15 protein-coding genes and 1 riboswitch are annotated in these 15,177 nt (G+C 49.8%); of the genes, 4 read left to right on the forward strand and 11 right to left on the reverse strand.

Annotation, left to right across the window (positions count from 1 at the left end):
• The first annotated feature begins 30 nt into the window (after positions 1-30).
• Positions 31-873 (forward strand): DMT family transporter, encoded by an 843-nt coding sequence (locus tag U0008_RS08920; RefSeq protein WP_043492829.1) that lies wholly within the window; start codon positions 31-33, stop codon positions 871-873.
• Between the two features lie 72 nt (positions 874-945).
• Here U0008_RS08920 and chaA read toward each other — a convergent pair whose 3' ends face one another.
• Positions 946-2,055, reverse strand: coding sequence for a sodium-potassium/proton antiporter ChaA (gene chaA, locus U0008_RS08925; RefSeq protein WP_043492831.1), 1,110 nt, complete (start codon positions 2,053-2,055; stop codon positions 946-948).
• Positions 2,056-2,346: 291 nt separating this feature from the next.
• On the opposite strand from chaA, the gene U0008_RS08930 reads away from it, so the two are divergent.
• The gene (locus U0008_RS08930; protein ID WP_043492832.1) at positions 2,347-2,919 is read left to right on the forward strand and encodes a DedA family protein; all 573 of its coding nucleotides are present in this window, start codon (positions 2,347-2,349) and stop codon (positions 2,917-2,919) included.
• A 47-nt stretch (positions 2,920-2,966) separates the two neighbouring features.
• On the opposite strand, the gene U0008_RS08935 is transcribed toward U0008_RS08930, so the two are convergent.
• The 7 genes from U0008_RS08935 to U0008_RS08965 all read right to left on the reverse strand — a co-directional run bounded on the left by U0008_RS08935 (position 2,967) and on the right by U0008_RS08965 (position 10,341).
• Complete coding sequence (locus U0008_RS08935) at positions 2,967-3,968, reverse strand: FecCD family ABC transporter permease (protein WP_226929944.1); 1,002 nt, start codon at positions 3,966-3,968, stop codon at positions 2,967-2,969.
• A 90-nt stretch (positions 3,969-4,058) separates the two neighbouring features.
• The gene (gene hutX, locus U0008_RS08940) at positions 4,059-4,556 is read right to left on the reverse strand and encodes a heme utilization cystosolic carrier protein HutX (protein ID WP_043492834.1); all 498 of its coding nucleotides are present in this window, start codon (positions 4,554-4,556) and stop codon (positions 4,059-4,061) included.
• A gap of 45 nt (positions 4,557-4,601) precedes the next feature.
• On the reverse strand, positions 4,602-5,438 hold the full coding sequence (locus tag U0008_RS08945) for a heme/hemin ABC transporter substrate-binding protein (RefSeq protein WP_043492973.1): 837 nt from the start codon (positions 5,436-5,438) through the stop codon (positions 4,602-4,604).
• A gap of 2 nt (positions 5,439-5,440) precedes the next feature.
• Positions 5,441-7,594 carry a TonB-dependent receptor plug domain-containing protein gene (locus U0008_RS08950; RefSeq protein ID WP_043492837.1) on the reverse strand — a complete coding sequence of 718 codons (2,154 nt, stop codon included), beginning with the start codon at positions 7,592-7,594 and terminating at the stop codon, positions 5,441-5,443.
• A gap of 299 nt (positions 7,595-7,893) precedes the next feature.
• Positions 7,894-8,241: a nitrous oxide-stimulated promoter family protein gene (locus tag U0008_RS08955; protein ID WP_043492839.1), complete on the reverse strand. Its 348-nt coding sequence runs from the start codon at positions 8,239-8,241 to the stop codon at positions 7,894-7,896.
• Positions 8,242-8,330: 89 nt separating this feature from the next.
• Positions 8,331-8,852 (reverse strand): DedA family protein, encoded by a 522-nt coding sequence (locus U0008_RS08960; protein ID WP_043492841.1) that lies wholly within the window; start codon positions 8,850-8,852, stop codon positions 8,331-8,333.
• A 22-nt stretch (positions 8,853-8,874) separates the two neighbouring features.
• Positions 8,875-10,341, reverse strand: a complete 1,467-nt coding sequence (locus U0008_RS08965) for an MFS transporter (RefSeq protein ID WP_043492974.1) — start codon at positions 10,339-10,341, stop codon at positions 8,875-8,877.
• 119 nt (positions 10,342-10,460) lie between these two features.
• Between U0008_RS08965 and U0008_RS08970 the strand changes: the two genes are divergently transcribed.
• Positions 10,461-11,033 (forward strand): TetR/AcrR family transcriptional regulator, encoded by a 573-nt coding sequence (locus U0008_RS08970; protein WP_043492844.1) that lies wholly within the window; start codon positions 10,461-10,463, stop codon positions 11,031-11,033.
• A 200-nt stretch (positions 11,034-11,233) separates the two neighbouring features.
• A riboswitch (M-box (ykoK) riboswitch) is annotated at positions 11,234-11,418 on the forward strand.
• A 57-nt stretch (positions 11,419-11,475) separates the two neighbouring features.
• Positions 11,476-12,489 (forward strand): magnesium transporter, encoded by a 1,014-nt coding sequence (locus U0008_RS08975; protein ID WP_025801717.1) that lies wholly within the window; start codon positions 11,476-11,478, stop codon positions 12,487-12,489.
• Between the two features lie 102 nt (positions 12,490-12,591).
• Here the strand turns inward: U0008_RS08975 and U0008_RS08980 are convergent, their stop codons facing one another.
• The 3 genes from U0008_RS08980 to U0008_RS08990 all read right to left on the reverse strand — a co-directional run bounded on the left by U0008_RS08980 (position 12,592) and on the right by U0008_RS08990 (position 15,095).
• Positions 12,592-13,026 (reverse strand): putative periplasmic lipoprotein, encoded by a 435-nt coding sequence (locus tag U0008_RS08980; RefSeq protein WP_043492848.1) that lies wholly within the window; start codon positions 13,024-13,026, stop codon positions 12,592-12,594.
• 162 nt (positions 13,027-13,188) lie between these two features.
• Positions 13,189-14,178, reverse strand: coding sequence for an aldo/keto reductase (locus tag U0008_RS08985; RefSeq protein WP_043492850.1), 990 nt, complete (start codon positions 14,176-14,178; stop codon positions 13,189-13,191).
• A gap of 65 nt (positions 14,179-14,243) precedes the next feature.
• Entirely contained in the window at positions 14,244-15,095 is an 852-nt protein-coding gene (locus U0008_RS08990; protein WP_025801720.1) for an aldo/keto reductase, read from the reverse strand.
• Positions 15,096-15,177: the final 82 nt, after the last annotated feature.

The following is a 15,177-nucleotide window of genomic DNA, read 5'->3' on the forward strand; positions in this document are numbered from 1 at the left end:
GTATCTCGATTAATTTAGTGAGAAGTTGGTATGACGACCCCGGTTTTTCTGGCAGTGCTGTGTGCCGCATTGCTGCATGCAAGCTGGAATACCCTTGTTAAAATCGGTGAGGAACGCTTTGTTGGCGTGGCGCTGATTGCGATTTTCTCCGGGGCGGTTTCGCTGTGCGGCTTAGCGTGGGTCGGCTTACCAAACCTCTCATCGTTGCCGTGGCTGTTACTCTCTCTGGTGCTGCACACTGGCTATTGTCTGTTTCTCAGTCGCGCCTATGGACAAGGGGATCTCGGCCAAATTTACCCGCTAGCGCGCGGCAGTGCGCCGCTGTTGGCGATGATGCTCAGCGCGCTTTTTTTGCGTGAATATCCACCTCTGCTAGGCGTTATCGGTGCGCTGGTATTGGTTTCAGGCGTGCTGCTAATGGCGCTACGCGGTGGTGGGCGCAGAAAATTGAATGGTAAAGCCGTGCGCTATGCCTTAATCACCGCCATGTTTACCGCAGGCTATACGCTGTCAGATGGCGCCGGAGCCCGCGCCGCCGAAGCACCGCTCACCTACACGCTGTGGCTGTTTACGCTCAACGGGATCATTATGCTGCCGCTGTTATGGCTGCATCAGCGAGGGAAAACCTGGGGGCAGATTAAGCGCAACTGGCGGGTGGGTTTAGCGGGGGGAACGATGTCGCTGCTGGCCTACGGTATTGTGATTTGGGCGTTGACTCAGGCACCGATTGGCGTTGTTGCCGCGCTGCGTGAAAGTAGCGTGCTATTCGCCATGATATTTTCGGTGTGGTTGTTGAAAGAGCCGATGGGGAAAGCAAGGATTGCCGCCAGTTTGGTGATTGTGACGGGGGTTATGCTGTCGAGGTTGGGATAAGCGTGCAGGGTGAAATTGGCTAGTCATAAAAAAACGGCGCGAGAATGGCGCCGTTTTTTCAGTTTGAATCGGTTACAAGAATATCGTCATCAGGTACGCGGCAAACAGAGCCAAGTGAGCGGCACCGTTCAGAACGTTAGTACGCCCTGTACTAAATGAAACCTGACACAGCATCAATGCGGCAACCATCACCACTACCTGTGGTGCATCCAGCGCAAAGATCAGCGGCTGGCCGGTCAAGGTAGCAATAATCGTGACCGCAGGCACCGTCAGTGAGATGGTGGCTAGCACGGAACCGAAGAACAGGTTCATGGCGCGCTGCACCTGATTGGCCAATACGGCTTTCAATGCCCCCAATCCTTCTGGCGACAAAATCAGCAGAGCAACCAAGAAACCGGTGAACTGCTGCGGCGCATTCAGCGTGCTGAGCAGGCTTTCAAGCGGATTCGCATTGAATTTGGTGACCGCAATAACGGAAATCAAATGCACCACTAACCAACCGGCGTGCCATGCGCTGCTATGAGCCGAAGGTTTACCGTGATGCGGATCGTTCGGATCATCGCCGTCATCTTCATGCTCGTAAACAAACAGACTTTGGTGCGTTTTGGTTTGGATCAGCAAGAACACGCCGTACATCGCGGCGGAAATGGCTGCCACCATAAGCGCTTGACCCGTGGTGAAGTTGCCACCAGGGAAGGTCATTGGTAACACTAAAACGATGATCGCCAGCGGGATCAGCGTGATTAAATACTGTTTGATACCGGCCAGATTGACAAACTGGGTGGCAAATTTACGTCCACCGAGCAGCAATGAAAAACCAACCAAACCACCGGTGACGATCATCACGATGGAGTAAAGCGTATCGCGCATCAGCGCCGGAGCAGCATCACCGGTGGCCATCAACGCAGAAATCAGACTCACTTCCAGAATAACCACGGACAGGCTCAGAATTAATGAGCCGTACGGTTCACCTAAACGGTGTGCCAGCACGTCAGCATGACGCACTACGCTAAACGCACTGCTCAATATAGCGATCAGTGCGAGGATATTAATGCCAGCGACGGCGGGTAAACTCTGAGTATTGCCCCACAGAGTCAGGACAACTAAGGCGATAACAGGTAGAGCTAACGAGTACTCGCTATGCCGTGTTTTCACGCGGCATGCTTCAGTTTCTGACTTCATTATGATTATTCTCCGTGTAACGATGCGCAGGCGGTCAATCGCAAAATCCAATCAATAGTTCGATAAAACTATATATAGCCTATCAAAAAAATGTGTTTTATCGATTAGTTTTTACCTAGCTTTACTTATTTTATGAATTTTTATCACGGTCTGCTCAATTAAATCATGCTAGTTCGCGATACGTTTAACCTCACGAGAAATGCTGAGAATACATTCATTAGTTTTCTGAAACCAAAGGGAATGACTTTTTTGCGGTATCATTAGAGGGATATACGTGAGAGGAACCTAAATATGACGGATGCAGGCCAGTGGATTTCAGATTACGGCTATGTTGCGGTGGTGCTTGGCAGCATTATTGAGGGTGAAACAATTGCTTTTCTGGCAGGCGCAGCGGCTCACAAACATCTACTGTCCTATCCTTTAGTTTTGTTGATGACTTTCTTGGGGGCAACGGCGGGGGATTTTACGCTGTATCTGGTGGGGCGACGGTTTGGTCGTCAGATCTTGGCGCGTTTTAAGCGACAGCAGAAAAAGATCCAACGTTTCCAACAGCGAGTGCGAGAGCACGAGACGCTGTTAATCCTAGGGATGCGTTTTGCCTACGGTTTCCGCACCATTGGCCCGATTATCATCGGATCTTCGGGCGTTAAGCTACGCAAGTTTGTGCTGCTGAATATTATTGGTGCGGCGATTTGGGCATTTATTATTGTCACGCTCGGCTATGCCGCCAGCGAGGTGCTGTTCCGTCTGTTTGCCCATGAGCATCAACGACGTATCGCTTTTGTGGTGCTGATGGTCGCGTTGCTGGTGGGATTAATCGGTGTGAAGTGGTATCGCTCAAAACAGTCTGACAAGGATGCGTAAAATACAAAGGGCATCGCGCCCTTTGTATCCGGTTTCATGGCGCTTATTTAAAGCCCGCGGCGGCATCTAAAGATTAGCCATAAAAAATAGGGGCCACCCAGCAGGCTGGTGAGTAATCCCACCGGCATTTCTGCGGGCTGAACCACGGTTCGAGCCAAGGTGTCTGCCAGCAACAACAAACAGGCACCGCATAGCGCAGAGCAGGGGATTAACCAGCGATGGTCTGAGCCGATTGTCATGCGTACCAGATGCGGCACCACTAATCCGACAAATCCAATCACACCGCTGATGGCGACAGATGCGCCCACCAATAATGAACTCAGCACCAACAGCATTTGGCGTTTACGTTTTACATTGACGCCAAGATAGTGTGCCTCTTCATCACCCAGCTGTAGCAGGTTTAACGTTCCCGCATTACGCCAGGTGAAAAATATCGCCGGAAGTGCCAACGAAGCGGATACCAGAAGCGTGGGCCATTGTGCCTGTCCCAAGCTGCCCATCATCCACAGCGTTAACTGGCGTAGCTGCTGATCGTCACCGACATAGCTTAGTATCCCAATCGCAGCGCCGCACAGCGCGTTAATCGCGATACCGGCCAGTAGCAGATGCAGCATGCCACCGTGGCTGGAGCGACCGCTGAGGAAAAAGATGAATGTGCAGATAAGCAGGCTGCCCAGCACGGCAAACAGCATGTGTTCGTACATTAAAAACAGCGCAGGCAGGGAGACAGGAAAAACGATAGCCATACCGACCATCAATGCCGAGCCGCTGCTCACGCCTAACAAACCCGGATCGGCCATCGGGTTACGAAATAAACCCTGCATGATCACGCCTGATGTTGCCAGCGCGGCACCCACCAACACGGCCAGCAAAACGCGTGGCATACGCACGTTGAGCCAAATATCGAGATAATAGTCCTGTAGCTCACGGTTCCACAGCACTGAAAACGGCATGCTGATCGCGCCGAGATTTGCGGCACACAGCACCAAGGCCAGCAGGATAAAAGTCAGTCCCCAGAACATCTGGGGAGATGAGAGTGAGCTATTCATCACTCAGGATCTCCATCGCATCGATAAGTCACTGCGCCAATGCGACGCAGTGATATTGAGCTATTCCGTTATGATTGACGGCAACCATGTTTAAATTGCGTCTGCTTTAAGGCGTAACGCTAAGGCGCGGAAAGCTTCGACCTGTGACGTGAGCAGTTTTCGGTGTTCGTCGCGGCCCAAGAAAATTTTAAACATGGCACTGCCTTGCTGGTTCAAGAACAGAATAGAGGCGGTGTCCATACCCATAAACTGACGTTCGATCAGCGCAATGTGGTGGCAGTTTTCGGCTTTAATATGTCCGGTAAGGCCCTTTTTTCCGCGCAGATTAAAGTAACCATGGCGGTGAAAACCGGTAGGTAATTCTCCGGTGAACTCCAAAATAACATCGGCGGTATGTGCCAACGTGGTTACGCTGCCCCATTCCACCACGCTATCCCACACCGCATCGAACTTATCGCCAGATACTAAGGTGTGCTCCGGCAAATGCTGGATCACCTCAAGCAGCGTGGTATTGAATTTTTCAGCGATGGCCTCCAGCGTGCCATCAGGACGGGTTTGCATGAAAGCATGCAGTTCAGAATGCGTCATTGTTGTTACTCCTTGTTATAAGTGCTTGTCGTATCAATGAAAAAACTAAGCAGGATTGGGATAAAGCTGCTGCTGGAGGAATTCAACCGCATCAACGATGCGTGGCCCCATTCCCAAAATAAGCGACTGATCGATTTCAACGATGCGCTGATTTTTCCATGCGGCGGTGCGGGTGACACCGGCGACGTTGCCCAGCTGCTTTTTACCGTCGGCGGAAGCCAAGCTTTGCGTGGTGACCACGATCACGTCGGGATTCGCCGCGATAATCGCTTCGCCGCTGTAGGTTTTATATTCCGCGTGGCTCGCGATATTTTGCCCACCGGCCAACGACAAAATAGTGCCCGCCACGCTTTCGGTTCCGGCAATTTGCGGCACGCCGCCGCCCGGTGATAGCAAGAACATCACGCGCACGGGCTTAGCGATTTGCTGGTTTTTTTGGGCGGCAGCGGCGAGCCGTTGCTGGAGGCTAGCGACTAACTCATCGCCCTGTGCTGTTTTATTCACGCTGGTCGCCAAGGTATGAATATTTCTGTACATCCGTTCCACGGTGGCAGGCGTGCGCGGCAGCGTCAGCACCTTCACTTTTTGTTGCGCTAATTGGTTAAGCACCAGCTTGGGTTCGGCGTCTTGCCACGTAATAAAGGTGGTCGGCGCCAGCGACAAAATACCTTCGGCGCTCAGCTGTTTCCAATAACCAATGTGCGGAAGCGCTTTAGTTTCAGGCGGATAGGACGTGGTTTCATCTACGCCAACCAGCGTGTCACCCGCGCCAAGCGCATAGAGAAGTTCTACCAACGAGCCGCCAGCGACCACTAAGCGCTCTTGAGCCATCGCGCCGCTGGTGAGCAGCAGCGCCAGTGCGGCGATAATCAATTTTTTCATCATCAGAATTTCCAAGCAAAACCAACGGCCGCATTAATGCCCGCCGCAGGAATAGATTCATGCGCGGTTTGATAGCGTTTGTTGGTGAGGTTATTGAGCTCAACGTTGACCTGATACTGATCGTCGGCACCAAATTCACTGTTAAACGCCAGGTTTAGCGTTGCCCAACCGGCGTGGTTTTCCGTTTCGCTACCGGTGCTGTCCGTGGCTTTGGAGGCTGCGCGAATATAAAGATCGGAGGTCAGGTTCATCGCATTAAACAACATCGTGTTTTTCACCCCAAAACGTCCAGTGACGCTGGGATCGCCGGTATCCCATGTTTTCATGGTTGGGCTGATGAACTGACGGCGCATAATGTTGCCGCTGACATACGGTGAAATCATCCAGCCGTTATATTCGGCGGAGAGTTCCATCCCGTAGGTTTTGGCGCGGTCGACGTTATCGTAGTAGTAATAATCGGTACGTGATGAGTTGCTGTTGCCGTTACAGATTTTCTGCCCTGAGCAGGCAATAGAGGCGATATAGTCTTTGGCTTCGGAGTAGTAAATCGCGCCGTCGATGTACCACATGTTGCCGTTATAGCGCGCCCCAAACTCGAAGTTATTGGAGTGCTCGGCATCCAGATCCGGATTGCCATAGGTTACGCCGCCACCTGCGGATGTTTGCATAAACTGCTGAGTCAGGGTTGGGAATACATAACCCTGAGCGAATGCCAAACGAAGTTCGGTATTGGCGATACCGGAATAACGTAGGCTGGTGGCGGTCACAAACGCGCTATCGCTGACGGACTGTGAACCGAGCGTGGTGGTGGTCGTGCCTTGAGAAGAGTGAGAAACCGTTTCGTCACCGTTCAATAGCTGAGATTTCAACCAATATTGGCGTGCGCCGAGCGTCCATTTCCAGTTATCGGCAAACTGCCACTCATTTTGCCCAAAGGCTGACCAGTTAGTTTGCTCCGAGCGGTTGTGCGCCAGCGTATCTTTGGTGTAATTCACGGCGGCAGGGAAGCCGTGTGAGCTACTGGACTGCGTACTGCCGTTGGAGGTTTGTTTGACACGGTCTTCTTGATATTGAGCGCCGATCACCAGATTGTTGTTAGCGGGCAGCTCGAAGTTAGATTGCAGGGTGAGCCCGCGCGTATTTTGTGTGTCTTCAGACTGCGTTTGGTTAGCCACGCGCAGATCGCCGATCATCGGGCTACCGGTAGGCGTGACAACCGTAACCTTATTCTCGAATTTACGCTCAAGCTTTTGGCTGTAAGCGTCGAGGTGAATATTCTTTAAATATTCTCCGTCTACCGCGTAGTCATAAAACAACCCAATCTTTTCGCGTTCCAGCTTTGGTATTTTAACGCTGAATTCCTGATAAGCCGGATCGTCATAATAGGTCTGGGTAGAGAGCTTGTAGCGGTCTAGCGAAAGGCCAAACTTATGCTTATCCAGCGTGTAGCCGAGCCATAAGCCTTGGCTATTATTGTTGAAGCCAGTATGCGGCAAACGGCCATCTGGCGTGTCTCTATCACCGTGATCGGCATAGCTGCCGTTCAGCCGATAATCTAAATTACCGATGCTGCCCCATGCGCTGGCAGACTCACGCCAGCCGTTGGTGGCGGTATCATAAACCGCTTTGACCGAACCGCTGACCGGCTTATCGCCGCCTTTGCGGGTGATGAAGTTGATCACGCCCCCAATAGCCTGAGAACCATAAAGCACCGAGTAGGGGCCTTTGACCACTTCAATGCGCTCGAGCGAAGATTCATCAATTAAAATACCGGGGCCAAAATCCTGCCCTGCGCGTTGGTAGGTGACTTCCTGACCATCGATCAGCAACAGCACGCGTGAAGATCCTTCACCGCGAATGCGTACCTGTTTACGGCCAGCTAAACCGTTATCGGTGATTTCAACGCCGGGAATATCTTGTAATTCATCGGCGAGCGATAAACGGGTGGAGCGCTCAAGCTGCTCGCTGTCGATAACTTGAATTGTTGCAGGGCTGTCCCACAGGGTTGTTTCGCTACGGCTGGTGGTGGTGACATAAATAGGATCTTCGTCAACGCTGCTGCCGGACTGCTGGGGCGCCGATGCCGCGCTAACCTGTTGTGAAACAAACAGAGATAAAGCTGAAAGTAAAAAGCACGTATTCCTTGTACTGAACATAGTCTTTAACCTTAAAGCGAACAATAATGATTATCATTTGGCTTTATAGTTAAACTTGCATCTGACGTCTACAAATAAAGGTGTAAATCAAATGCATAATTGATTTAGGTCAAAAAAGAGAGGGGGGATATTTTCGTGGCGAGAGTTTTTAGTTCTGAAACTTGGTATTTAAAACGAGTAAAAATACAGTAAGTACTTTCAATATAGATTTAATACGAGGTTTATGTTTTCCAAGCCTATCAGTATGAAAGTGATTAGGACAACAATAGCGCGGGTCGAGCACCCACGCGCTTCATCGTTTAAGGTTTTTTAGGACGATACTTTTCCGGCAGTTCAGGTACAGGGCGTTTGTCGTCAATCAGATGACGCACGGTAAGAATAGGGTGCCGCCACAGCATTCTCGGACCGGACCAACGCATAATCTGCTTCATTTCTTCACGCTTGGCGGGTTGATAGCAGTGTACAGGACATTGCTTACAGGCCGGTTTTTCAGTGCCAAACACACAGCGGTCGAGGCGTTTGACCGCATAGGCATATAAGTTGGCGTAGTGCTCGTCGTCATGCTGAGCATCGGGACAGCGGCGCTGATAAAGCGAGATCATTTTTCTGATCGTCAGCTTTTCTCTTTGAATTCGGCTATCTGCCATCGCTAAATCTCCCTGCATCATCGCAACATAATATTCATCTATAATACATGTATTGATAAGCCTGATTCTATACCTCTTAACGCTGATGACTAAATGATGGGAGCGGCGAAATAGAGCGCACCTGAAACGATACCGATAAATAGGCACGCCCACACGGCGGCTGAAAATGCGGTGACGCAGTAAACTCGCGTGCGGCTAAATGTCATCATTCCCGCGGCCATAGGCACCATATAGCGCAATACGGCCACAAAACGCGACGTGAACAAAACCAGTAGACCGCCTTTATGCTGTAGCTTTTCGCTGATGTGCTGCAATTTACTGTTATGACGAGAGAAAAAGCGTGGGAAAAGCATTTTCTGGTTAATCAGTTGACCAAAATGAAACGTCAGCACCGAGCCTAAGGTCGCTCCCAGCGTGATCGCGAGCCAAACCAGCGTGATGGAAAGCGACGGCTGGCTGATGGCGATCACCGCCAGCAACATCAATGATGCCGGCGGCAGGATTGAGGAGATCATCACGGTTGATTTACCGAGTGCGATAGCAAATAACAGGGCAAAAATCTGCACTGGATGATCGGCAATCTGTGACAAAAAGGTCTCTAACCACGCCATGATAATCTCCAAAGCAGCGGCATTATTGAGTGCGCTTTAGCGTAACGGCGCTCAATAACAGCAAAAGGGAGGCGGAAATCAAAACGGAAACAAACGCCTGATCAAACGCCATGTGGGCAAGGTGAGTCAGGGTCTGCGCCTGCTCAATATCCATGTTTCCCGCCAGCTTCAACGTTTCGTCGATACTGTCGTAGGCTTCGATATTCTCCTCAAACTCAGCGGGCAGTATCAGGCTGTTGCTATAGATGGCCGTCATCATTCCACCCAATAGGGTAATGCCAAGTACGCTGCCTAATTCATACGCCATGTCTTCAATTGAGGCGGCCATCCCCGATTTTTCATTCGGCGCGTTGAACATAATAGCGGTTGAAGAAGCGGTAAATGCACCGCCGATACCGTAGCCAATCGCAATCAAATAGCCGAAGATCTCGATAATGCTTTCCTGATATCGCAGGGCTAAACCAATGATGCCGAGTCCGGTTATTAGCAGACTTCCCAGTACGATCTTCTGCTCGCCATATTTTGGCAGCAAAAGGCCAGAAAAAGGCCCCGCCAGCGCTGAGGCGAGTGGGATCGGCAGGATGTATAACGCCGCCTGTAACGGTGACAATCCAACCACCAACTGGAGGCGTTGACTGAGTACCAATTCAACGCCGACCATCGCCAGCATGGCGACCAACGCAATACAAACACCGCTGAAAAACATTCGATTGCTAAATAGCGAAAAATCAATCATGGGCGACTCAGACCTGCGTTGGCGTTTATAAAATAGAACTAAAAATACGATGCCAATCAGGGCGGATAGCAGCATTATCGACCATGACGCATCCGGTTTACTGAGTTCTTTAAGCGCGTAGATCGATGCAACCAGTCCTACCATGATCTGAATGGAGCCGAGATAGTCGCAAGGACGATTACTGGTACTGCCGCATTTGGGAATTCGCCGAATCGCCAGTGGAAATACCAGCAAAACCACCGGTACGTTAATCAGGAAAACGGAACCCCACCAGAAATATTCCAGCAAGGCACCGCCAATGACAGGGCCGATAGCCGCGCCGCCGGAGGCGACAGCAGACCAAATACCAATGGCCAACACGCGCTCTTTAGGATCGGTAAACGTATGGCGAATAATCGAAAGCGTAGGCGGCATCATCATGGCTGCGCCCACGGCCAAAAATACGCGTGAGGCGATGAGCAGCGGAGCACTCGGTGAGAATGCGGCGCACAGCGAGGCGGCGGCAAAAACTGGAAGACCATAGATAAATAATTTTTTGTGGCCGATGCGATCGCTTAGCATGCCCGTGGCAGGCAATAGCCCAGCCACAACTAACGGATAGGCATTAATAATCCACAGTTTTTCTGAAGCATTTGCGTTCAGTGACAGCGTTAGTTTAGGTAGCGCGGTGTACAGTACCGTCATATCAACAACGATTAAAAACAACGCACTGGATACGAGTGTGAGTGTTAGCCAGCGATAGTGTACGTTCATCATCTTGTCTCTAAAATTTGTGGCGCCGCAGGTGGCGACAATCATTCTGTTAACAAAGTTTATGAATGATAATGTATAGTTTCAATCCATACGTACGTATTTAAAACGAGGGTGCTTAAATGGGACGTCAACGCAGTATCGATAGAGAAAAAGTGCTGGATGCAGCGGAAGAGATCATTGCGAACCATGGCGCTGCGGCATTGACTATCGACTCTGTGGCGCGTGCGATGGGGATCTCAAAAGGCGGCGTACAATACTGTTTTGGCAACAAAGACGCGCTGATTGATGCCATGTTCGAACGCTGGGGAAATGCCTACGATCGGGTGTTTGATCTCGTGGCTACGCAGGATGACTCACCGACTCATCGCGTTGCGGCACATGTGGTTGCCACGCATAAATACGATCAGGCTTCCAGCGCTAAAGCCGCGGGGTTACTGGTCAATCTGCTACAGACCAAAGAGCATCTGGAAAATACGCGCAGCTGGTACCGTGAACGCATTGCAAATTTAGACCTCGATTCAGAGCAAGGAAAACAGGCCAGAATCGCGTTTTTAGCGACCGAGGGCGCATTTATGCTGCGTTATTTTGGTTTAATGGATATAGATCAAACCGAGTGGGAGTCTATATTTCAAGACATTGAAACGATTATTTTACCCACAGATAAAAATACAGATAAAGAGACCAATAAATAACATGATGCGGACGTTATTAGATGGTGATAGATGCTCAAGAAATGATAGGTGAATAACTAAAAAGAAGTAATCACTAGCGAAGGTTTGTTTAAGTTAAATAGATTTCGTTTAACTTGAATGCATTTTTCTAAATATTCAATAAACCAAAATCGGATTATGAAAACGGGTTTATTTTTGCAGTGTAGGATTTCCGTGTTTTATGACGATCTCGTTATGGCGAGGCTCCTATACAAACATAAGTTACCGCCCTGATGGTATCGAGAGAGACCACACAGGGAAATACAGGCATCCATCGAATCAAGGTGTTGCCAAGGTAACTTTCAGTAAAATCAAGATATTGCTGAATACGTTGTATAGTGCTAAACCCAAGACGTAGGGATCTATTTTCCTATCTTAGTCTTGTTCGCCCCTATGAGGTTTTAATTCTATAGGGAATCAAACTATGTCTTACCACGTAAAAAATGCGATCCATAATCATAATGATGAGTTTGAAGATGATGCTATTGCTCAATATATGAGTACCGACTTCATCATGCTATCTCATATTCTTAGCGTACAAGAAGCACGTAAGGTCTTCCTCTCTCAACTTAAAAGCAACGATATACCGGCACAAGTTTTCGTGGTTGCCGGTGAGCAATTATGCGGGGTATTACCCGTTAAGAAATTGCTTCAGGAAACAAATGATACCCAAGATATTCGAAATTTAATGGAACATCACTTTTTCCATGTAAGCCCCGCAGATGAAAGAACCGAAGTTATTTCCCGTATTTCCAAGGAGGATGTCGATATTGTTCCCGTCGTTGCGGGCGGTAAATTAGTAGGATGCCTTACCGAAAGAGAAATTGCGCATTTATTAGAAGATGAAGTGACTGAGGATGCGCAGCGTCAGGGTGCCAGTTTGCCATTGGAAAAACCGTATCTAGAAACCAGCCCAATAACACTGTGGAAGAAGCGTTCAGTGTGGTTGTTACTGCTGTTTGTCGCTGAAGCTTACACCAGCAGCGTGATCCAACATTTTGAAGAGGCGCTGGAATCTGCCATTGCGCTGGCTTTCTTTATTCCGTTGCTTATTGGCACGGGGGGAAACAGTGGTACACAGATAACTTCAACCTTGGTGCGTTCGATGGCGCTAGGTGAGGTACGGTTACGCGATCTGGGCAAAATTATCCGTAAAGAGATGACGACGTCGTTGATGATCGCGGCGACCTTAGGGCTTGCGGGGTGTGTTCGCGCATGGATGATGGGGATCGGCCCCGAAATTACGCTGATTGTTAGTTTAACGCTGGTCTGTATTACGCTGTGGAGCGCCGTAGTTTCCTCCGTTATCCCGATGGTATTGAAGCGCGTGGGCATTGACCCAGCGGTAGTATCTGCACCGTTTATTGCCACGTTTATCGATGGAACCGGCTTGATTATTTATTTCAAAATTGCGCAGTACACCTTGGGAATCAATTAAAGGCGAACCCGCTGTAGATTAAACGAAGTTCGAAAGAGAGTGACGGTTACAAATATCCCTTCCCGTAGGGGAAGGGATATTCATTAGGTTATGCAGGCGAGATTAGGAACAGAATGAACCGAATCTACCGACCGGGCACGGTAGCATATTGATATGAACCGAGTCGGGATGCAGGTTATACATGCCGCCCCAAAAAGGATCGATCAGCCAGCCTGCACCTAATGTGGTTAAGTTACCGAATATATACCAGGCATTAGGGCGCGTTTTGAGCGGCATGATAACAGGCTGGAAGTCAGCTCTGGAAAAAGTGATCTGATAGTTCAGCCATCCCAAATAAGTGCCATCAGATTTCGGCAGCGTAACCGTTGAGGGCGTGGTTCCGGTGGCGGCAATTCGTCCGTAATTATCAGAAATAACGAACAGAGCCTGAGACGGTGAGCTGTCTACATAAACAGTTTGAGCTTCATCAGCAACGATGGCGGCACATCCCGTCAGTGATAATACGGAGCCTAAGGCGAGAGCGGATAATTTTTTCATGTCAGGGCTTATTATCAAGTGGGTACTGAACTAAGAGCGACACATTACGTGGCAAACTTTAAATGTTCAGGCCTCAGGTTTTACCCGACATAATCAAATGGCGTGAATGATTGGAATATTGAATGAAGGCAGGCAGCTCAATGGCCGCCTGCCATTAATCCCTTATCGACCGACGCGCGCCATCAATGAAGCAGGGTAGCGATCGCCCACGATTTTCACGGTTTCGAGAGCGTTGGCGATTTTACGCAAATCTTCAGCGTTCAGCACCAGATCGGCTGCGCCCAAGTTTTCTGTTAAACGATGAAGTTTGGTGGTGCCAGGAATTGGCACAATCCACGGTTTCTGCGCTAACAGCCACGCCAGTGCGATTTGTGCTGGTGTGACATTTTTCTCTGCGGCTAACGCAGCAAGCAGAGACACGAGTTTTTCGTTGGCTTCTATGGCTTCGGTGGCAAAACGCGGCACTTTACTTCTAAAATCGTCAGCTCCAAAGGTGGTTTGTGCGTTTATTGCGCCAGTCAAGAAACCTTTGCCCAGAGGGCTAAAGGGAACAAAACCAATGCCCAATTCCTCTAACAACGGCATGATTTCTTGCTCAGGCTCACGCCACCACATGGAGTATTCACTTTGTAGCGCCGTAACGGGCTGAACGGCGTGTGCGCGGCGAATAGTTTGAACCCCGGCTTCAGATAATCCAAAGTGCTTAACTTTACCTTCTGCAATCAAATCCTTCACGGTTCCAGCCACATCTTCAATAGGCACTTCGGGATCAACGCGATGCTGATATAGCAGATCGATGACGTCTGTTTTCAACCGGCTCAGAGAGCCTTCAACGGCGGCACGAATATGCTCAGGACGACTGTTTAAAATTTGCTGCTTATTATCATCACCGAAGGTAAAACCAAATTTCGTGGCAATAACCACGCGGTCACGGAAAGGCGCAAGTGCTTCGCCAAGCAGCGATTCATTTAAATAAGGGCCGTAGACTTCAGCGGTGTCAAAAAAGGTCACACCTTGTTCAACGGCGGTGCGGATCAGTTCTATCGCTTGTTTGGTGTCGGTGGCAGGGCCATAACCGAAGCTCAGCCCCATGCAGCCCAGACCCAGTGCTGACACTTCTAGCCCAGACTTACCGAGAATACGTTTTTGCATTTTAATAGCCTTATTATTGAGGTCATTATTTTATTGAGGTAATTGTTGCTGACAAATGAGCGGGATTACACGTCAAGTTTGCGCTGGGTGAGCCACTCCACCATCGCCGGATCGCGATGAGAAAAAAAGGCGCTGGTCGCGGTGTCTAACGCGGCGATCTGCGTCATGTCCGCATCAGAAAGTGCAAAATCGAGAATATTGATATTTTCTTCCATTCGCGCTTTGCGAACGGATTTCGCCAACGACACAATGCCTCGCTGATATAGCCAACGCAGTACCACCTGTCCGACGGTTTTGCCATACTGGTTGGCGATAGCCGTCAGCGCCGGATGTTGAAACAGACCATTTTTGCCCTCGGCAAAAGGTGCCCAAGCCTCTGGCTGAATATGGCGGCTGTTCATCCATGGCACGGCGTGAAGCTGTTGGTTAAAGGGATTGACCTCTACCTGATTTACCGCTGGCACAACACGGTTAAACGCCATCAGATCGGCAAGTCTATCAGGGTGAAAATTACTTACGCCAATGGCACGAATTTTCCCCGCCAGCTGCAACTCCTCCATCGCCCGCCACGCACCGTGCACGTCGCCATATGGCTGATGAATTAAATAAAGGTCAACATAATCAAGTTGCAGGCGATTGAGCGAACGCTCGAACTGCGCTTTTGCACCTTCATAATTCGTGTCTTGTAGCCAAAGTTTGGTGGTCACGAAAAGCTCATCGCGAGCAATCCCGCTTTGTCGCAGGGCATTCCCCACCTGAGTTTCGTTTTGATAAGAGGCCGCGGTATCGATGAGACGATAGCCCGTTTCGATAGCGTCAATCACCGCACGTTCGCATTCGGCTGCGTCCGTCATCTGAAAGACGCCAAAGCCGAGTAAAGGCATTTCGATACCGTTGTTGAGTGTGACCGTTTGCATGATGCAGTCCTCCGTTTGTTGCGATGGAGGAAGCATAACGCAAACAGGTTTATTCGATTAGATACCTAAATCCGCTAACCTT

The sequence above is a fragment of the Hafnia alvei genome (assembly GCF_034424155.1).
Lineage (GTDB): Bacteria > Pseudomonadota > Gammaproteobacteria > Enterobacterales > Enterobacteriaceae > Hafnia > Hafnia alvei.